This window comes from Streptomyces beigongshangae, from assembly GCF_019710745.1.
Classification (GTDB): Bacteria; Actinomycetota; Actinomycetes; order Streptomycetales; family Streptomycetaceae; genus Streptomyces; species Streptomyces beigongshangae.
In genome coordinates this window covers 54,098-73,451 of sequence record NZ_JAHKJW010000028.1, presented here as the reverse complement: position 1 = coordinate 73,451, position 19,354 = coordinate 54,098, and the positions used below count along the sequence as shown (strand labels likewise).

The following is a 19,354-nucleotide window of genomic DNA, read 5'->3' as shown; positions in this document are numbered from 1 at the left end:
CTCACGTCCCCCTCAGCACGGACCGGAGTCGCTCGTCGATGCGCGCGACTTCTCCGAAACACCGGTAAAGCTCCTCCTTGGGACTCTGCCCGGCGACCTCGTGACCGGGTGAGATGTCGGTGGCCGCGGGCGACGGACCGGCATACCTCCCGGGTGTCAGGTCGTACCCGGCCGCCTCGATCACCTCGTGACGCACCGACCGGCACCAGCTCACCTCTCCCATGAGGTCGTCGGACATCGCGCCGGCTCCGGCGTCGTCGGCGCCGCGCCAAGCCTCGAAGAGCCGGCAGATCCGCGTGACCTCCCCGTCCGCCAGGTGTCGTCGGGAGCGGCCCGCACGCGTGGCCAGCCTGCGCGCGTCCATGAAGAGGACTTCGCCGAGCCGGGATTTCCTTCCCCAGCCGGTGTGCGCGGTCTTGTCCTTGCTCAGAAGCCACAGACTTGCGCCGAACCGGGTGTGCGGAAACAAGCCGGCGGGGAGGGCCACGACACCTGCGAGCACATCGCTTTCCACCATGCGCTGTCGGATCTGCCTCTCGTCACCCCGAGTGCTCTTCCCGGCACCGCTCGCCAGTAGGACTACGGCACGCCCTCGCGGTGCGAGTTCGCTCAGGATGTGCTGCACCCAGGCAAAATTCGCGCTGCTCCTGGGCGGCTGGCCGAAGCTCCAGCGAGGATCTCCGACAAGCTCGTCATGTCCCCAGCCGGACATCCTGAAAGGCGGATTGGCAAGTACGACATCAGCGGCCAACCCAATGGATCCGCCCCGCAGGCTGTCGACGGACCCGGCACCAAGATCTCCTTGCAGTGAGTTGAGCACCAAATTCATCGCTGCCACCCGGCGTGCTCCGGTACTGCTGTCCCTGCCGTACAGAAGCGGCACGCCCTCCCCCGGCTTCCGGCGCCGAGCCCACTGGACGGCCTCCACAAGAAGTCTTCCCGATCCGCAGACCGGGTCCAGTACACGTTCACCGGCCCGTGGTCCGGCCAGCCCCGCCATCAGCCGGGCCATGTCCCGAGGTGTGAAATAGTCCCCGCCCTCGCCGAGCTTGGCCGAGTACCGGTCGAGGCAGGCGTCGAACAGACCGCCCGCCGGTCCGGCACCGTCCACCTCGGTGATCAACGCGGCCAGCCGTCGGTCCGCTTCCGGGAACAGTCCGACAGCTCCGATCGAGCCACGCACCCCCAACGAGAAACGACTGTCCAGCTGTCCGCGCGCCCAGGCCGCGCTCAGCGCCTGTACCGCAGATCCGCCGTGCCTGTTCAGGACCGACCAGAGCCCTCCGCCCGCGGAACGCAGCCAGCTCACCTGAAACGCGGCCTGATACGCGTCCTCCGAAGCAACCACCTCGCACAACGCGTCGATCGCGCGCCACACCCCCCTGAATGCGAGGGGGTCGACGGTCTCGGCTCCCGCCGTCATGACGTCCACAGCCAGGTGATGCTCGCCATGCCAAGAACCATGGCGCCACCGAATGCCGCCCCGCCGCTCCTAACCGCGCCCACCAGCTGTCCCACCTCGGCGAACTGAAGGATCCCGGCCAGCAACCCTACGATCACCGAAGCCTGGACGACCAACACGAACAGCAGTGCCTTGTACTGCATGGTGCAACTCCTCTCCACAGTACTGAATGTGACGGAGCATCCGACCTTGCTCCCGACTCCCTGAACCTAACCAGCGAGGACGACACACTCATGCAGCATGCGATTTGGGTTTTTCTGTCCAAGATCCTGATCAGGGCCTCCGGGGTGCGAACAACCACTGATGACATGTAAAAACACAACGCCCTGCACACGGCTGGACGGCCGCCGTCTGCATGAGGGGAACCACTGCGTCGCGGCATGATCCTCGATGAAGCGAGGATCGGCATGCTCAGGATCATGAAGACCCCGCAGCGCACGCGGATCAGTCAGACGCTGTGGCGCACGACGGGAAGGGCACATCCCTCAAAAACACTATGCGCCGGATGGACACGTGCTTCACGCTCTGTCCGAAACCGCGAGTGAAACCAGAGCTGAGACCGACTACAGCCTCGCGCTCAAGCTTCCCCACGACGCCTCATCCACCCAAAGCAAAAGCCCCAGGTCACGGCGAGTGAGTCCTGGGGCTTCCACAGAGCCGCCTTCGGGATTCGAACCCGAGACCTACGCATTACGAGTGCGTTGCTCTGGCCATCTGAGCTAAGGCGGCGCGTCGCCGGAACTATGGTGCGATCGGCAACGTCAGCAAGTCTACACAGTTTCCGGGGGTGCTCCGTACCGGCCCCGGAGGCACCCCCGGCATGCCTCCCGGCGGCCCGTCGGCAGCGTGGCGGCGGCAAGGCGACAGCGGGGCGGCGGCAGGGCGGGCGGTCGCTCAGCAGCGCTTTCCGTTCTTCGGTGGGATGCCTTCGAGGAGGTAGCGGTTGATCGCCTCGTCGATGCACGCGCTGCCGCGCCCGTAGGCCGTGTGGCCGTCGCCGTCGTAGGTGAGGAGCGTTCCGGAGGAGAGCTGGGCGGCGAGGGACCGGGCCCAGCGGTACGGGGTGGCGGGGTCCCGGGTCGTGCCGACCACGACGATCGGCGCGGAGCCCTTCGCCTCGATGCGGCGCGGCTCACCGGTCGGGCCCACCGGCCAGTAGGCGCAGCCCAGGGAGGCCCAGGCGAGGCCCTCGCCGAAGACCGGGGATGCCTTCTCGAAGTCGGCGATGCCCTGCTCGACTTCCTCCGGGGAGCCGAAGGCGGCGGGGAGGTCGAGGCAGTTGACCGCCGCGTTGGCGGACATCAGGTTCGCGTACCGGCCGTCCGCGCCCCGCTCGTAGTAGCTGTCCGACAGCGCCAGCAGACCCGCGCCGTCCTTGTCCCGCACGGCCGTGGTAAGGGCCTCGCGCAGTCGCGGCCAGGCCCCCTCGTCGTACATCGCGGCGATGACGCCCGTCGTGGCCAGCGCCTCGCCCAGCTTGCGGCCGTCCGCGTCGCCCGTGCCGACGGGAGCGGAGTCCAGTTCCCGGAAGAACGCCTTCAGGTTCCTGCCGACCCGTTCCGGCGTCGTGCCCTTGCCGCCCAGCGGGCAGTCGGGCTTGCTCACGCAGTCCTTCGCGAAGGACCGGAAGGCCGTCTCGAAGCCGGCCGTCTGGTCCCGGTTCATTCTGCGCGCGGGCAGGGACGGGTCCATCGCGCCGTCCAGGACCAGCCGGCCGACGCGCTCCGGGTACAGACCCGCGTAGGTCGCCCCGAGGAACGTGCCGTACGACGCGCCCACGTACGTCAGCCTGTCGTCGCCCAGCGCGGCCCGCACGAGGTCCATGTCCCGGGCCGCCTCGACCGTGGACACATGACGCAGCAGCTTCGCCGAGCGCTTGCCGCAGGATTCCGCGAACCTTTTGAACGCCTCGACCAGCTCGCCCTTCTCGCGCGCGTCGTCCGGGGTCGTGTCCGTCCGCGTGTACCTGTCCATCCGTCGCCCGTCGAGGCATTTCACGGGCTCGCTGCGCGCCACGCCCCGTGGGTCCACCGCCACCATGTCGTAGCGGGCGCGCACCTTCGCCGGGTAGCCGATCCCGGCGTACGCCTGGAGGTAGTCGACCGCGGAGCCGCCCGGCCCGCCCGGGTTGACCAGCAGCGAACCGAGCCGCCCGCCCGGACCTGTCGCCTTCTTGCGGGCCACGGCCAGCCGGAGGTCGCCCCCGCCCGGCTCGGCGTAGTCGAGCGGGGCCTTCAGCGTGGCGCACTCGAAGCCGGGGACACCGCACGCCCGCCAGTTCGGCCGCTGCGCGTAGTAGGGGGCCAGTGCGGACGGAGTGGCCGCGGGCAGCGCGCGCAGCGCCACCGATCCGGCCGGGCTCACGGAACTCGTCGAACTCCCCGTGGAGCAGGCGGGGACGAGGAGTCCGGCGACGGCGGCGAACGCGGTGCCGTACGCGCGGAGGGATCGGTGGGCCCGGGACGACCCGGGCCGGCGCCTGATGTCCATCGAGCCAGCGTAACCCTGTGCGACGGAGCAATGACACAGGGTCGCAGGTGTGCCTCGTACGAGTGACGGCGTCAACCCCTCTCCCTGCCGCGCGTCGTCCCTACCGCACGTCATCCCGCCCGCACGTCATCCCGCCCGCAGCGCCATCGTCATGGCCTCCACCGCCAGCAGCGGTGCCACGTTCCGGTCCAGGGCCTCGCGGCAGGCGGCGATCGCCTCCATCCGGCGCAGGGTGGTCTCGGGCGACGAACCGCGGGCCAGCCGGTCCAGGGTGTCCTGCATCTCCGTGTTGGAGAGGGCCAGATCCGTGCCGAACTGCAGCGCGAGCACATCCCGGTAGAAGGTCGTCAGGTCGATCAGGGCGAGGTCCAGGCTGTCGCGCTGCGTACGCGTCTTGCGGCGCTTCTGCTTGTCCTCCAGCTCCTTCATCACGCCCGCGGTGCCACGTGGCATCCGGCCGCCCTGCGCCGCGCCGAGGGCCGTCTTCATGTCCTCGGTCTCCTTGCCGTCGGTCTCCTCGGCGACCTGCCTGGCGTCCTCGGAGGCCGCGTCGACCAGCTCCTGGGCCGCCTTGAGACAGCCGCCCACGTCCTCGATCCGGAGCGGCAGCTTGAGGACGGCGGCGCGGCGCGCGCGGGCCCGCTCGTCCGTGGCGAGACGGCGGGCGCGCCCGATGTGGCCCTGCGTGGCACGGGCCACGGCGGCCGCGACGTCCGGCTCGATGCCGTCGCGGCGTACGAGGACGTCGGCGACCGCGGCCACCGGGGGCGTCCGGAGCGTGAGGTGGCGGCACCGGGAGCGGATCGTCGGCAGCACGTCCTCCAGGGAGGGCGCGCACAGGAGCCAGACCGTACGGGGTGCGGGCTCCTCGACGGCCTTCAGCAGTACGTTGCCCGCGCCCTCGGTGAGACGGTCGGCGTCCTCCAGGACGATGACCTGCCAGCGGCCGACCGCCGGGGACAGCTGGGCGCGGCGGACCAGGTCGCGGGTCTCCTTCACGCCGATGGAGAGCAGGTCGGTGCGGATGATCTGCACGTCCGCGTGCGTGCCGATCAGGCTCGTGTGGCAGCCGTCGCAGAATCCGCAGCCGGGGATCCCGCCCAGGGCGCGGTCGGGACTCGTGCACTGGAGGGCCGCCGCGAAGGCGCGGGCCGTGGTGGAACGGCCCGATCCCGGCGGCCCCGTGAAGAGCCAGGCGTGCGTCATCTTCGAGGCGTCGGGCGGCGGAGCGTCGGTCGCGACCGCGGTGACCAGGGCGTCGGCGTCCCGCGCGGCGGCCGCGAGCTGCTCGCCCACCTTCTCCTGGCCCACCAGGTCGTCCCATACGGTCATGGGGTGCCGCCCTTCCGTCGCACCTGTGCCCTGTCGCGTCCCATTGTGCGGGAGGGGACCGACAGCGGGGTCCGAGGACCTCGCCGTCAGGGGCGCCGGCGGCCGCGCCCCCCGTCCCGCTCGTCGTCCTCGCGCGGGCCCAGCAGTTCGTCCGCCAGCGTCGGCAGATCGTCCAGCGGGGTCTCCTCCGCCCAGTCCGAACGGGGACGCCGCCGGGGCCTGCCCTGCTCGTCGACCTGGGGCAGTTCACGGGTGGCGCCGTCGGAGGCGCCGGTTCCCGGCCGTTCCCCGTCGAAGTTCCCGGGCGGCACCCGGTCCGCCGGACCGTCCGCCGGCCGTCCGCCGCGGGCGTCCCGTACCGGCGGAAGGACCGCCGTCTCCTCCGGGTCGGGCTCCGGCCGGACCGGAGGCAGCACGGCCGTCTCGTCGGCCGCCGGGCCACGCTCCACCGCGGGCAGCACGGCCGTCTCGTCGGCCGGGTCGGCGGGCGCGCTCGGAGGTGTCACCAAGGGCGTCTGCACCGTGCTCTCGTCGCCCAGACCGTCCGCCTGCCGGCCGGAACCAGCCCCAACGGAACCGGAACCGGAAGCCGCAGCCGCCCTGGCCGTCGCGGCGGCCTCCGCCGCGGCGGCTGCCGCCTCCGCCGCGACCCTGCGCGCCTCCTCCGCCCGGATCAGCGCCTCCTCTGCCTTCCGCTGCTTCTCCAGGCGCCGTTCCTCGGCCTCGGCCCGCAGCCGCGCCTCCTCCTCGGCCTGTTTGCGCCGGCGCTCCTCCTCGGCCGCGCGCGCCTTCTCCTCCGCGAGCTGCCGCGCCTGTTCCTGCTCGGCACGCACGCGTGCGGCCTCGGCGCGCTGCCGGGCCTCCTCGGCCTGCCGCTCGGCCTCGCGCCGCTGGGCCTCCTCCAGTTCGAGCCGCTTGCGCTCTTCCTCCTCCGCGCGCAGCCGGGCGAGCTGCTCCTGGCGCTCGCGCTCCAGCCGCTCCTCCTCGGCCTTGCGGGCGGCCTCCTCCTCGGCCCGCCGGCGCGCTTCTTCCTCGGCCGCCCTGCGGGCCTCCTCCTTGGCCTTGATCTCGGCCTCGGAGAGCGGCAGCACCATGTCGAGCCGGTGCCGGATCACGGTCGTGACGGCCTCGGGCTCCTGCCCGGCGTCCACGACCAGGTAGCGGCCGGGATCGGCGGCGGCGAGCGTCAGGAAACCGGACCGCACGCGCGCGTGGAACTCGGCGGGCTCCGACTCCAGCCGGTCCGGCGCCTCCGTGAACCGCTCGCGCGCGGTCTCCGGCGCCACGTCCAGCAGCACGGTCAGATGCGGTACGAGCCCGTGCGTGGCCCACCGGTTGATGCGGGAGACCTCGGTCGGGGACAGGTCGCGGCCCGCCCCCTGGTAGGCCACCGAGGAGTCGATGTACCGGTCGGAGATCACGATCGCGCCCCGTTCGAGGGCGGGCCGCACCACGGTGTCCACGTGCTCGGCGCGGTCGGCGGCGTACAGCAGCGCCTCCGCGCGGTGCGAGAGCCCGGCGGACGACACGTCGAGCAGGATCGAGCGCAGCCGCTTGCCCACGGGGGTGGCGCCCGGTTCACGTGTCACCACGACCTCGTGGCCCTTGGCGCGGATCCACTCCGCGAGCGCCTCGGCCTGGGTGGACTTGCCGGCCCCGTCGCCGCCCTCCAGGGCGATGAAGAACCCGGCGTCGGCGGGCGTCTGCGCCGGGTCGTCGCCGCCCCGCAGCGCGTCCCGCAGGTCGTGCCGCAGCGGCACCCCGGAACGGTCGTCGGTCTTGGCGAGGACCAGTGCGGCGACCGGCAGCAGGAGCGCGCCGACCAGCATCAGGGTGAAGGCCGCGCCCCCGTGCGCGAAGACGAACTTGCCGTTCTCCAGCCGGTGCGGTCCGATGGCGGCCGCCACCAGCGGGGCCGCGAGGACGCCCAGGGCCACGAAGACCCGTACGACCGCGTGCAGGTGTTCCGTCGTACGCGACCGGCGGTAGTCCTCGGCCTCCTGGTCGAGGAGCGCGTGTCCGGTGTTGGCGGCGACGCCCGCGCCCGTGCCCGCGAGGCCGACGATCAGCAGCACGGTCGTGACGTCCGGGACGAGCCCGGCGGCGAGCAGCGCGATCCCGGTGAAGGCGATGGCCAGGGCGAGCAGGCGCCGGCGCGACAGGGACGGCAGCAGCCTGGCGGCGCCGCGGATGCCGATCACGACACCCCCGGTGAGCGCGAGCACCAGCAGCCCGTACGTCACCGGGCCGCCGCCCAGGTCCTTGGCGTGCAGCACGGCCACGGCGACGGCGGCCGCGACGGCCCCCGCGACGGCGGCACAGGCGAGCACCAGGAGCGGGAGCGCCCCGGTACGGCCCTTGTCGATGCCGGTGCCGGTCCTGGGACGGCGCAGCCCTTCGAGCGGCGAGCGCGCGCGGGGGGTCCGCGTGCCGGGCAGTTCGAGGAGGACGAGCAGGGAGAGGGAGGCGGCGAACAGACCGGCGCAGACGTACGAGGCGAGCGCCGCCTGGTGCTGCTCGAACCACGCGACCCCGGCGCCCAGCAGGTTGTTGACGAGGCCCGCGAGGACGAGCGTCACCGCCGCGAGGGGCGCCGCGACGAACCCCGTACGCAGCGTCAGGCGCCGCAGCGCGTCCAGGTGGTCCGGCAGCGGCCGTACCGTCGCGCCCTCCGGCGGCGGCGCGGGCAGCAGCGCGGGGGCCGCGCTCTCGCCGCACACCGTCCAGAAGCGCTCGGCGACCCCGATCACGAACGCCGTCACCAGGAGCACGGCCAGCGCGTTCTCGGGTGTCCAGTCGATCCACAGGGGCGCGATGATCAGCAGCACGGCCCGGACGCCGTCCGCGCCGACCATGGTCCAGCGGCGGTCGAGCGGACCGTCCTGGGCGGTGAGCGAGGTGAGCGGGCCGAGGAGCACCGCCCCGAAGAGCAGCGTCGCGAGGATGCGGGCCCCGAAGACCGCCGCCACGGCGAGGGCCACCCCCCGGTAGCCGCCGCCGAAGGAGCCGTCGGACACCGCCGCCTGCAGGGCGAGCAGGACCAGGACGAACAGGGCGAGCGCGTCGCCGACGCCCCCCACCAGCTGGGCGCCCCACAGCCGCCTCAGCTGCGGTACGCGCAACAGCGCCCGGACGGCTCGCTCCCGCGAATCCGCGACCAGGGCGTCGTCAGGGACCGGATGGTGGGCCGTTGGCTGCTCGGCTCGCGTCATTGCGCCAGCCTATCCGCAGCCGTCCAGTACCCGAAGAGGCCCCCGAACATGCGAACGCCCACGACACCAAGTGGTGCCGGGGCGTTCGTCCGGCGGCCCGGAAGTGACGGATCCGGCCCGCGAACGGACCGGTCCCCGACCGGAAACGAGGAGCCGCCCGGTCCCGGCCGTTCAGTCCTCGGCCGTTCGGTCCTCGGCCGTTCGGTCCCCAGCCGTTCGGTCCCGGTCGCTCAGTCCTCGGTCGTCGTCTTGACGGCCGTCGCCTTGGCGGCCGTCGCCTTGGCGGCCGTCGCCTTCTTCGCCGGCGCCTTCTTGGCGGTGGCCGTCTTCTTGGCCACCGTCTTCGTGGCGGCGGTCTTCTTGGCGGCCGTCTTCTTCGCCGGTGCCTTCTTGGCCGGAGCCTTCTTCGCGGGCGCCTTCTTCGCCGTCTTCTTGGCGGGCCCCTTCGCGCGCTTCTCCGCGAGCAGTTCGAAGCCCCGCTCCGGGGTGATCGCCTCGACGCTGTCGCCGGACCGCAGAGTCGCGTTGGTCTCGCCGTCGGTGACGTACGGCCCGAAGCGGCCGTCCTTGACGACGACCGGCTGCCCGCTGACCGGGTCGGCCCCGAGCTCCTTCAGCGGCGGCTTGGCGGCGGCGCGACCGCGCTGCTTGGGCTGCGCGTAGATCGCGAGAGCCTCGTCGAGGGTGATCGTGAAGAGCTGGTCCTCGCTCGTGAGGGAGCGGGAGTCGGTGCCCTTCTTCAGGTACGGGCCGTAGCGGCCGTTCTGCGCGGTGATCTCCACGCCCTCGGCGTCCTTGCCGACGACGCGCGGCAGCGACATCAGTCTGAGCGCGTCCTGGAGCGTCACCGTGTCCAGGGTCATCGTCTTGAAGAGCGAGGCCGTGCGCGGCTTCACGGCGTTCTTGCCGGTCTTCGGGGTGCCCTCGGGGAGCACCTCGGTGACGTACGGACCGTAGCGGCCGTCCCTGGCGATGATCTGGTGACCCGTCACGGGGTCGACGCCCAGCTCGAAGTCGCCGCTCGGCTTGGCGAGCAGCTCCTCCGCGAGTTCGACGGTCAGCTCGTCGGGTGCCAGGTCCTCGGGCACGTCGGCGCGCTGGTGGTTCTCCGCGTCCTTCTCGCCGCGCTCGACGTAGGGGCCGTACCGCCCGACGCGCAGCACGATGCCGTTGCCCACCGGGAACGACGACACCTCGCGGGCGTCGATGGCGCCGAGGTCGGTGACGAGCTCCTTGAGGCCGCCGAGGTGGTCGCCGTCACCGTTGCCGGCCTCCGCGGCGGCGGCGCCGGCCGCGTCGCCCTCGCCGAAGTAGAAGCGCCTGAGCCACGGCACGGCCCGGGCCTCGCCGCGCGCGATGCGGTCGAGGTCGTCCTCCATCCTGGCCGTGAAGTCGTAGTCGACGAGCCGCCCGAAGTGCTTCTCCAGGAGGTTGACCACGGCGAACGACAGGAAGGAGGGCACGAGGGCCGTCCCCTTCTTGAACACGTAGCCCCGGTCGAGGATCGTGCCGATGATCGACGCGTACGTCGACGGGCGGCCGATCTCCCGCTCCTCCAGCTCCTTGACCAGGCTGGCCTCGGTGTAGCGGGCCGGGGGCTTGGTCGCGTGGCCGTCGACCGAGATCTCCTCGGCGGACAGCGGGTCGCCCTCCTCGACCTGCGGGAGACGGCGCTCGCGGTCGTCCAGCTCGGCGTTCGGGTCGTCCGCGCCCTCGACGTACGCCTTCAGGAAGCCGTGGAAGGTGATCGTCTTGCCGGACGCGCTGAACTCGGCGTCCCGGCCGTCGGCGGCCGTGCCCGCGATCTTCACCGTGACGGAGTTCCCGACCGCGTCCTTCATCTGGGAGGCGACGGTCCGCTTCCAGATCAGCTCGTACAGCCTGAACTGGTCACCGGAAAGGCCCGTCTCGGCCGGGGTGCGGAAGCGGTCGCCCGAGGGGCGGATCGCCTCGTGCGCCTCCTGCGCGTTCTTGACCTTCCCGGCGTACGTACGCGGCCTGTCCGGCAGGTAGCTCGCGCCGTAGAGCTGCGTGACCTGCGCGCGGGCCGCGGCGACCGCGGTGTCCGAGAGGGTCGTGGAGTCCGTACGCATGTAGGTGATGAAGCCGTTCTCGTACAGCTTCTGCGCCACCTGCATCGTGGCCTTCGCGCCGAAGCCGAGCTTGCGGCTGGCCTCCTGCTGGAGCGTGGTCGTACGGAACGGGGCGTACGGCGAGCGCCGGTACGGCTTCGACTCGACGGACCGCACGGAGAAGGCCGTGTCCGCGAGGGCGGCGGCCAGCGCGCGGGCGTTCGCCTCGTCCAGGTGGAGCGTGTTGGCGCTCTTGATCTGGCCGAGCGAGTCGAAGTCGCGGCCCTGGGCGACGCGCTTGCCGTCGACGGCGGTCAGCCGGGCGACGAGGGTCGACGGGTCGCTCCGGTCGCCGGCGCGGCCGGTGCCGAAGGTGCCCGTGAGGTCCCAGTACTCGGCGGAGCGGAAGGCGATGCGCTCGCGCTCCCGCTCGACGACGAGGCGGGTCGCCACGGACTGGACGCGGCCGGCCGACAGCCGCGGCATGACCTTCTTCCACAGGACCGGCGAGACCTCGTAGCCGTAGAGGCGGTCGAGGATTCGGCGGGTCTCCTGGGCGTCGACCATGCGCTGGTTGAGCTCGCGCGGATTGGCGACGGCACTGCGGATCGCGTCCTTGGTGATCTCGTGGAAGACCATCCGGTGGACGGGGACCTTGGGCTTGAGGACCTCCAGGAGGTGCCACGCGATGGCCTCGCCCTCGCGGTCCTCGTCGGTGGCGAGGAAGAGCTCGTCGGAGTCCTTCAGCAGGTCCTTGAGCTTCTTGACCTGGGCCCTCTTGTCGGCGTTGACGACGTAGATCGGCTGGAAGTCGTGTTCGACGTCCACACCGAGGCGGCGCACCTCGCCGGTGTACTTCTCGGGCACCTCCGCGGCGCCGTTGGGGAGGTCGCGGATGTGCCCGACACTCGCTTCGACGACGTAGCCGGGGCCGAGATAGCCCTTGATCGTCTTCGCCTTGGCAGGCGACTCGACGATGACGAGTCGGCGGCCGCCGTGTGCGGTCTCGCTGGTCGGGGACAACTTCGCTCTTCTCTCCGGTCGACGCAGGGGGTCTGACCCCAGGCCTTGAACCCGGGGGTCGGGTCATGCTGACGCTGCGGAGTGTGACGGTACATCCCGCCCCCCTGTCAAACGGGAAAAGCCCGCAACGGCCACTCGAACGGTAACCCGACTCCCGCCATTCCTGCCGCCCGGAGTACCGACCTGCCGTTTCCGGGACATCCGGAGCGTGGCCTCTCAATTACCGCGGAGGAAGAGTCCGGTACGTGTGGATCTTGCTCGCGCCCGCCGGGGAGCGGCGATTCCCGGACACCGGGAGGCGGACTCCACCGGACGGCGGAACAGCGGGAGCGGGCTCGCGCGCCGTCGGCGGCCGGTGCCCGGACCTGCGCCCGGACCTGTGCCCGGACTCGCTCTCAGACGCGGGTGAGGCACCACACGGCGAGGAGGACGGCGGCCGTCCCGGCCAGGCCGGCGGCCGCCGCCGACACCACGGGGTGCACCCCGTGGGCGACCGGGACGCGCTGCTTGAGCCGGACCGCGGTCCACAGCAGCAGCCCGCCCCCGAACAGGGCGAACACCGATCCGGTGAAGATGGCCGGTCCGCTCTCCATGGCTGGTCCCTTCGCCCTCGTGTCGCCCTCGTGTCGCCCTTGCGCTGCCCTCGCGTCGGCCCTGCGACGGCCTCGCGTCGGCCTCGCGTGCTTTCGCGCGCTGCGGCGCGCCGCGGCGTGCCGTCGCGCGCCATGGCATGCCGTCGCGTGCCTCGGGTCGGGAGGCTGGCATCCCGGGAAGACCGGGATCCCAACCCCGGGTGAACGGGAGGCGGCCGGTTCCGTGCGCCTGGTTCCGTACGCCCGGTGCGGGGCAGCTCACACCGCGGGCACACGCCGAGCACACCCCGGGCACACCATCGCTACAGGGCTGCTACAGGGTCGACCACTCGTGTGCACGAGCCGATCCGGCGCGCGTGCACGAGACGATCACATCGGCGGGTGGAGTCCGTCACACCGCGCCGGGGGCGGAAGGCTTTCCGCCCGTCCGCCCACCCACCCGTCCGCCCACCCACCCGTCCGCCCGCCCGCCCGTCCACATGCCCGCGTGCCTGCCGCGCTCGGTGTCTGTGACCTACATGACGTACGTGACATCCGTGACGTACGTGACATCCGTGACGTCGGACGTCGCGCCGGGCGTCCCGCCCGGCGAGGGTCGGCTCTAGGCCGGCTCGATGAACCCCTGTTCGACCAGGAGCCGGATCTGGGCCGGGGTCCGGTCGCGGAGCAGCACCGGATCCTCTCCGACGAGTTGCGCGATGGCGTCCAGGATGCGCCCCGCGCTCAACGTACCGTCGCAGACGCCCGCGAAGCCCGCGCCGACCGTGTCCACCTTGGTGGCCCGGCGCATCCCGCGGTGCTGGCGCAGCACGACGTGCTCCGGGTCCTCGGCGCCGGGCAGCCCGACCTGCTCCTGAACGATCTCGCCGGCGAGCTTGAAGTGCCCGGCGAGCAGGGCCGCGTCGTCATGCGCCCGCAGGTAGTCCAACCGCTCGAAGTGCGCGCGCACGGTGTCGCCGAGCGGCTGCTCGACGGGGTGCGGCCACTCCTCCAGGACGACCGACGGGAACTCCGCCCCCGACCTGCGCAGGGTGATCCAGCCGAAGCCGACGGCCTTCACCTTCCGCGCCTCGAACTCCTCCAGCCAGGCGTCGTACCGCGCCTGGTACTCCGTCGGGTCGCCGTGGTGGTCGCCCGCGTCGCGCAGCCACAGTTCGGCGTACTGCGTGACGTCCTGGACCTCGCGCTGCACGATCCACGCGTCACAGCCGCGCGGCACCCAGGAGCGCAGGCGGTCCTGCCAGTCCTCGCCCTCCACGTGCTGCCAGTTGGCGAGGAACTGCGCGTATCCCCCCTCGTTCAGACGGTCGCCCGCCTGGGACACGAGCGTGCGGCACAGGTCGTCCCCGGCCATCCCGCCGTCGCGGTAGGTGAGCCGGGCACCGGGGGAGATCACGAAGGGCGGGTTCGAGACGATCAGGTCGTACGTCTCGTCCGCAACCGGTTCGAAGAGGGAGCCCTCGCGCAGGTCCGCCGCCGGGACTCCGGACAGGGCGAGCGTGAGCGCGGTGATGTGCAGCGCCCGGGGGTTGAGGTCGGTCGCGGTCACGCGCGTGGCGTGCCGGGCGGCGTGCAGCGCCTGGATCCCGGAGCCGGTGCCGAGATCCAGCGCGGAGGCGAAGGGGGCGCGCACGGTGATGCCCGCGAGCGTCGTGGACGCGCCGCCCACACCGAGTACGACACCTTCGTCACGGCTGCCGACACCGCCGGCCCCGCCGACCGCGCAGCCCAGGTCCGAGACGATGAACCAGTCCTCGCCGCCCGGTCCCCCGTACGGCCGTACGTCGACCACCGCCGCGACCTCGTCCCCGCCGACGCGGGCCAGCCAGCCGCCCTCCAGGCAGTCCTCCACCGGCAGGACGTCCGCCACGCGCGCGCGGGACACGGGCTGCTGCAACAGGAACAACCGTACGAGCGCCTCCAGTGGCGAATCACCCCGGGTGGCCCGGAGCGCGGGCACGGTCTCGCTGCGGGCCAGCGCCGCGTACGCGGGGGCGCCGAGCAGGTCGAGCAGTCCGTCGGCGCTGAAGGAGGCGCCCAGGAGGGCGTCCCGCAGCCGCGCGGTGACGTCGGTGCGGGCGGACGAGGGCAGCGGTGCCAGGCTGGTGTTACTCACCCGCCCATTGTGACGCGCGACGGGCGCCGGGCGAGCGCGCCGCGGTCGCCCGGGCTGCCACGGTCGCCCGGGCTGCCACGGTCGCCCAGACGGCCGCGGCCGCGCCCGCCGGGGTCAGCTCTTCGTCGCCGAAGCCGAGGCGGACGCGCTCTTGCAGCTCTCCTGCTTGGCCATCGCCTTGCCGACGTCACCCTCCTCCAGCTTCGCGAGGGCGTCGCTGCCGCTCTGGCTCAGCTTGTCCAGCTGGGTGGCGATCCCCTTCAGACCGTCGGCGAACTTCGCCTGGTCCTTGGTGTCGAGGCCGTCGACCTGCTTCTTGAGGTCGCCGTACGACGCGGAGATGGTGTCGAGCTCCTTGACGGCGTCCGTCTTCTTCTTCTCGCCGTCCTCCACGTCCGGCGCCCCGGCCTTGTCGACGGCGCCGCCGATCGCCTTGTAGGCGTCGGACATGTCCTGGAAAGCCTGGGAGTCGGTCTTCTGGACGTCCGCCGGAGTGCTGTTGTCCGAAGTCTGCTTCTGGATGGCGGTGTTGGCGGCCGCGATCTTCTTCGCCTGCGGCTGCACCGCGTCGCAGACCTGCTTGGCCCAGGAGTTCAGCTTGTCGCCGTCGTCGTCACCGCCACTGCATCCCGACAGCGCCAGTACCAGTACCGCACCGCCGGACAGTGCGGCCGCGAGCTTCTTGTTCACCGGATTGGTCCCTTCCATGGCTCTCGGCCCCGGAACATACACGCCAGGCGGACGGGCCCACCGTGACGAACATCCGTTCAGACCGTTTTGAAGCCATTTGCACCAAGCGAGATAAGGCTCACGAATCAGGGCGTACCCGCAGGCGCATGCACACACCGTCGGCGGGCACACAGGGCCGGCGGGCGCGTGGGGGAACGGGCCTACGAGGGCACGTGGCACGGGAGCACGGCGAAGGACGAAGGGCCAAGAGCGAAGGACGAAAGGCGAAGGGCCAAGGGCCAAGGGCGAAGGGCGAAGGGCGAAGGGCGGGCGGACGGCGCGTCAGTCCGCGTCGTCCGCCCGCCCTTCGAGCGGAATCCGCTCCCGTCACGCCCCGGCGGTCACGAGGCCACCGCCGGGTCGGGCGACTTGGCCACCCGTTCGGGGTTGCCCTCGTCGCCCACGGCGATGCCGCGCCGCTTGGACACGTACACCGCGCCGACGATGACGGCGAGCGAGACCACCGCGATGAGGACCCGCATGCCCACGCTCTTGTCCTCGCCGTAGCTGAACTTGACCACGGCCGGCGCGATGAGCAGCGCCACCAGGTTCATCACCTTCAGCAGAGGGTTGATCGCGGGGCCCGCGNGCCACCAGGTTCATCACCTTCAGCAGAGGGTTGATCGCGGGGCCCGCGGTGTCCTTGAAGGGGTCGCCGATGGTGTCGCCGATCACCGTCGCGGCGTGGGCCTCACTGCCCTTGCCGCCGTGGTGGCCGTCCTCGACGAGCTTCTTCGCGTTGTCCCACGCCCCTCCGGAGTTGGCGAGGAAGACCGCCATCAGCGTGCCGGTGCCGATGGCACCCGCGAGGAAGGCGCCGAGCGCGCCGACCCCGAGCGTGAACCCGATCGCGATCGGCGTCAGCACGGCGAGCAGACCCGGCGTGGTCAGCTCGCGCAGCGCGTCCTTGGTGCAGATGTCGACGACGCGCCCGTACTCGGGCTTCTCGCTGTAGTCCATGATCCCGGGGCGCTCGCGGAACTGCCGCCGCACCTCGTAGACCACGGACCCGGCGGACCGCGACACCGCGTTGATCGCCAGCCCCGAGAAGAGGAAGACGACCGCGGCGCCCGCGATGAGCCCGACCAGGTTGTTGGGCTGTGAGATGTCCATCATCAGGTTCATCGGGGCGCCCGGACCCGAGACCTTCTCCCCCACGTCGTTCGCGGCCGTGAGGATGGCGTCGCGGTACGAGCCGAAGAGCGCCGCCGCCGCCAGTACCGCGGTGGCGATGGCGATGCCCTTGGTGATGGCCTTGGTGGTGTTGCCCACGGCGTCCAGGTCGGTGAGCACCTGCGCGCCCGCGCCCTCGACGTCGCCGGACATCTCGGCGATGCCCTGTGCGTTGTCGGAGACCGGCCCGAAGGTGTCCATGGCGACGATGACGCCGACCGTGGTGAGCAGACCCGTTCCGGCGAGGGCCACCGCGAACAGGGCCAGCATGATCGACGTACCGCCGAGCAGGAAGGCCCCGTAGACGCCGAGACCGATCAGCAGGGCGGTGTAGACGGCCGATTCGAGGCCGATCGAGATACCGGCGAGGACGACGGTGGCCGGGCCGGTGAGCGAGGTCTTGCCGATGTCCTTCACCGGACGGCGGGTGGTCTCGGTGAAGTAGCCGGTCAGCTGCTGGATCAGCGCGGCCAGCACGATGCCGATGGCGACCGCGAGGAGCGCGAGGATCCGCGGGTCGCCGGACTTGGCGAGGACGGCCTCGTCCGTCACGCCGTCCAGGCCGGCGTAGGTGGACGGCAGGTAGGTGTAGACCGCCACCGCCACCAGCGCCAGCGAGATCACCGCGGAGATGAAGAAGCCGCGGTTGATCGCGCTCATCCCGCTGCGGTCCGCACGGCGCGGAGCGACCGCGAAGATGCCGATCATCGCGGTGAGGACGCCGATCGCGGGCACGATCAGCGGGAAGGCGAGCCCGGCGTCGCCGAACGCCGCCTTGCCGAGGATCAGTGCGGCGACAAGCGTGACGGCGTACGACTCGAACAGGTCTGCCGCCATGCCCGCGCAGTCGCCGACGTTGTCGCCCACGTTGTCGGCGATGGTCGCGGCGTTGCGCGGGTCGTCCTCGGGGATGCCCTGCTCGACCTTGCCGACCAGGTCGGCGCCGACGTCGGCGGCCTTGGTGAAGATGCCGCCGCCGACACGCATGAACATGGCGATCAGTGCGGCGCCGAGCCCGAAGCCCTCCAGGACCTTCGGTGCGTCGGCCGCGTACACCAGCACCACGCAGGAGGCGCCCAGCAGACCGAGCCCCACCGTGAACATGCCGACGACGCCGCCCGTGCGGAAAGCGATCTTCATTGCTTTGTGCGAGACGGCGGTGAGATCCTTTTCCGGCTCACCCTCCGCCGGGGTCGCTTCCCGTGCCGCGGCGGCCACGCGGACATTGCTGCGGACGGCGAGCCACATGCCGATATATCCGGTGGTCGCCGAGAACGCCGCACCGATCAGGAAGAAGACCGATCGGCCGGCGCGCTGATTCCAGTCGTCCGCGGGCAGCAGCATGAGCAGGAAGAACACCACGACGGCGAATACCCCGAGGGTACGCATCTGCCGCCCCAGGTAGGCATTCGCGCCCTCCTGGATCGCCACAGCGATCTTCTTCATGCTGTCGGTGCCCTCGCCGGCCGCGAGCACCTGGCGGACCAGGACGCCGGCGACGGCAAGCGCCGCAAGGGCGACGACCGCGATGATCACTACGATGAGGCGGTTGTCGTCTGTCAGTACTGCGGCTGCGAGGGTAGTGGGCTGGTCAAACTGATGAGGGGTAGAAAGCCCCGCCATTCGTCCTCCTTGACGCTTGGACCGAGCTCAAGATGTGGACGGATTGTAGGTACCGGAACCTGATCAAAACAGTGCGCGGCAAGCGGAATTGGCCTTCACGTGCTCTTCAGCAAATGATCCGGGGATCAGCGCGCACCCGAAAGCGGTAATGCCCCAAACGCATTGACGCCAGCTCCATTAGCGTATGGCACGCCGTAAAGCTGATCTTATTCTTGCCGGTAATCCGGATCGTGAATTGCTTCACGAATTGCGCATGGCTTGATCTCGCGGGGACGGGAAGCGGCACCGTCGACAGGACGAGGGACGAGGGGCGAGGGGCGAAGGGCGAAGGGCGAGGGGCGAGGGGCGAAGGACGCCGGGGCCGCGAGCGGGCGCCTCTGTGGCGGGGGCGGCCCGGCCGGTCCGGGAGGGGGAGCCTGGCTGATCTGAGGGCCTTGAGGGGCCCGGGGGACCGGAGGGGCGACATGCCAAAGGGCCCTGGTGAGCAGGGCCCTTTCGCACAAGGTTCAGGCAGTGCCTGGGGGTGGATCAGGTGACGAGCGCGGCCGGCGGCGTGGTCGGCCAGCTCATCCTGATCAGTCCGCCGTTCTCACCGGCGGTCACTTCCACGTCGTCGACGAGGCCGCTGATGACCGCGAGGCCCATCTCGTCCTCCTCGGTCTCGGCGTCCACACCGTCGGCTCCGCCATGGGCACCCGGCGCGTTCTCACCGGGAACCGTGTGCGGCGCCTCGTCACCGACCTCGATGGAGAACGACTTCTCCTCCTCGATCAGCGAGACCCGCACGGGCGCCGGGATTCCGGCGCTCTGGTGCAGGCCGACGGCTCGGGTGCAGGCCTCGCCGACGGCGAGCCTCACCTCGTCGAGGACGGCCTCGTCCACTCCGGCCCTGCGCGCCACCGCTGCCGCCACCAGTCGGGCGGTCCTGACGTGCTCGGGCAGCGCGCTGAAGCGGAGTTCAACGGTGGCCATGCATCCCCCTCGGAACTACGGGCGTGCGGTCGGGGGGCCGGGTCGCCGAGACCTGACCCCCCTCCATTGACTTCTGCCTCCCGGGCCGCGCCCGGGATCCGGCTGCCGGCGGCTGACCGGCCGGTCGGTGACCGGCCGGACGACGGCCGCTCAGTCGGTGGCCGCCACCGCTTCTTCGACCGAGGTGTGGATCGGGAACACCTTGGTGAGACCGGTGATGCGGAAGATCTTCAGAATGCGCTCCTGGTTGCAGACCAGCCGGAGCGAGCCCTCGTGGGCGCGCACCCTCTTCAGGCCGCCCACCAGCACGCCGAGACCGGTGGAGTCGAGGAAGTCCACGCCCTCCATGTCGACGACAAGGTGGAAACTGCCGTCGTTCACCAACTCGACCAGTTGTTCGCGCAACTTGGGCGCGGTATATACATCGATTTCGCCACCGACCTCGACGACCGTACGATCGCCGACGGTACGGGTCGACAGGGACAGGTCCACGGATCCTCCAGCACCTTGCTATCGAGCGGTCATCCCAAGGGACACCTCGGCGGAGCCCCCGGGAC

At 71.3% G+C, this 19,354-nt stretch carries 11 protein-coding genes, 1 tRNA gene and 1 pseudogene; all 13 read right to left on the bottom strand.

The window, feature by feature from the left end; all coding sequences use genetic code 11:
• Position 1: 1 nt before the first annotated feature.
• A complete protein-coding gene (locus KM933_RS22310) occupies positions 2-1,423 on the bottom strand; it encodes an HsdM family class I SAM-dependent methyltransferase (protein ID WP_260333990.1) in 1,422 nt (473 codons plus the stop codon).
• On the bottom strand, positions 1,420-1,605 hold the full coding sequence (locus tag KM933_RS22305; protein WP_221354897.1) for a hypothetical protein: 186 nt from the start codon (positions 1,603-1,605) through the stop codon (positions 1,420-1,422). Before KM933_RS22305 ends, KM933_RS22310 begins: the two co-directional genes overlap by 4 nt.
• Positions 1,606-2,117: 512 nt before the next feature.
• Positions 2,118-2,191: transfer RNA gene (locus tag KM933_RS22300), tRNA-Thr, on the bottom strand.
• 165 nt (positions 2,192-2,356) lie between these two features.
• Complete coding sequence (locus KM933_RS22295; RefSeq protein WP_221354895.1) at positions 2,357-3,952, bottom strand: alpha/beta hydrolase; 1,596 nt, start codon at positions 3,950-3,952, stop codon at positions 2,357-2,359.
• Between the two features lie 126 nt (positions 3,953-4,078).
• Positions 4,079-5,284, bottom strand: a complete 1,206-nt coding sequence (locus tag KM933_RS22290; protein WP_221354893.1) for a DNA polymerase III subunit delta' — start codon at positions 5,282-5,284, stop codon at positions 4,079-4,081.
• Between the two features lie 86 nt (positions 5,285-5,370).
• The gene (gene tmk / locus KM933_RS22285) at positions 5,371-8,496 is read right to left on the bottom strand and encodes a dTMP kinase (RefSeq protein WP_221354891.1); all 3,126 of its coding nucleotides are present in this window, start codon (positions 8,494-8,496) and stop codon (positions 5,371-5,373) included.
• 230 nt (positions 8,497-8,726) lie between these two features.
• Complete coding sequence (gene topA, locus KM933_RS22280) at positions 8,727-11,591, bottom strand: type I DNA topoisomerase (RefSeq protein ID WP_221354889.1); 2,865 nt, start codon at positions 11,589-11,591, stop codon at positions 8,727-8,729.
• A gap of 395 nt (positions 11,592-11,986) precedes the next feature.
• Entirely contained in the window at positions 11,987-12,184 is a 198-nt protein-coding gene (locus tag KM933_RS22275; RefSeq protein ID WP_221354887.1) for a hypothetical protein, read from the bottom strand.
• Between the two features lie 601 nt (positions 12,185-12,785).
• Positions 12,786-14,300: a DUF7059 domain-containing protein gene (locus KM933_RS22270; RefSeq protein WP_221354885.1), complete on the bottom strand. Its 1,515-nt coding sequence runs from the start codon at positions 14,298-14,300 to the stop codon at positions 12,786-12,788.
• 114 nt (positions 14,301-14,414) lie between these two features.
• Positions 14,415-15,008 (bottom strand): small secreted protein, encoded by a 594-nt coding sequence (locus tag KM933_RS22265; protein WP_221354883.1) that lies wholly within the window; start codon positions 15,006-15,008, stop codon positions 14,415-14,417.
• 362 nt (positions 15,009-15,370) lie between these two features.
• Positions 15,371-17,825 (bottom strand): annotated as a pseudogene (locus KM933_RS22260) (sodium-translocating pyrophosphatase).
• Positions 17,826-18,353: 528 nt separating this feature from the next.
• Entirely contained in the window at positions 18,354-18,797 is a 444-nt protein-coding gene (locus KM933_RS22255) for an ATP-binding protein (RefSeq protein WP_221354881.1), read from the bottom strand.
• Between the two features lie 150 nt (positions 18,798-18,947).
• The gene (bldG, locus tag KM933_RS22250) at positions 18,948-19,289 is read right to left on the bottom strand and encodes an anti-sigma factor antagonist BldG (protein WP_003975386.1); all 342 of its coding nucleotides are present in this window, start codon (positions 19,287-19,289) and stop codon (positions 18,948-18,950) included.
• Between the last annotated feature and the right edge of the window lie 65 nt (positions 19,290-19,354).

Excerpts from the sequence above, each read along its gene's own strand:
- KM933_RS22310 (WP_260333990.1), bottom strand. The coding sequence starts at position 1,423 with ATGACGGCGGGAGCCGAGACCGTCGACCCCCTCGCATTCAGGGGGGTG.
- KM933_RS22305 (WP_221354897.1), bottom strand. The coding sequence starts at position 1,605 with ATGCAGTACAAGGCACTGCTGTTCGTGTTGGTCGTCCAGGCTTCGGTG.
- KM933_RS22295 (WP_221354895.1), bottom strand. The coding sequence starts at position 3,952 with ATGGACATCAGGCGCCGGCCCGGGTCGTCCCGGGCCCACCGATCCCTC.
- KM933_RS22290 (WP_221354893.1), bottom strand. The coding sequence starts at position 5,284 with ATGACCGTATGGGACGACCTGGTGGGCCAGGAGAAGGTGGGCGAGCAG.
- tmk (WP_221354891.1), bottom strand. The coding sequence starts at position 8,496 with ATGACGCGAGCCGAGCAGCCAACGGCCCACCATCCGGTCCCTGACGAC.
- KM933_RS22275 (WP_221354887.1), bottom strand. The coding sequence starts at position 12,184 with ATGGAGAGCGGACCGGCCATCTTCACCGGATCGGTGTTCGCCCTGTTC.
- KM933_RS22265 (WP_221354883.1), bottom strand. The coding sequence starts at position 15,008 with ATGGAAGGGACCAATCCGGTGAACAAGAAGCTCGCGGCCGCACTGTCC.
- KM933_RS22255 (WP_221354881.1), bottom strand. The coding sequence starts at position 18,797 with ATGGCCACCGTTGAACTCCGCTTCAGCGCGCTGCCCGAGCACGTCAGG.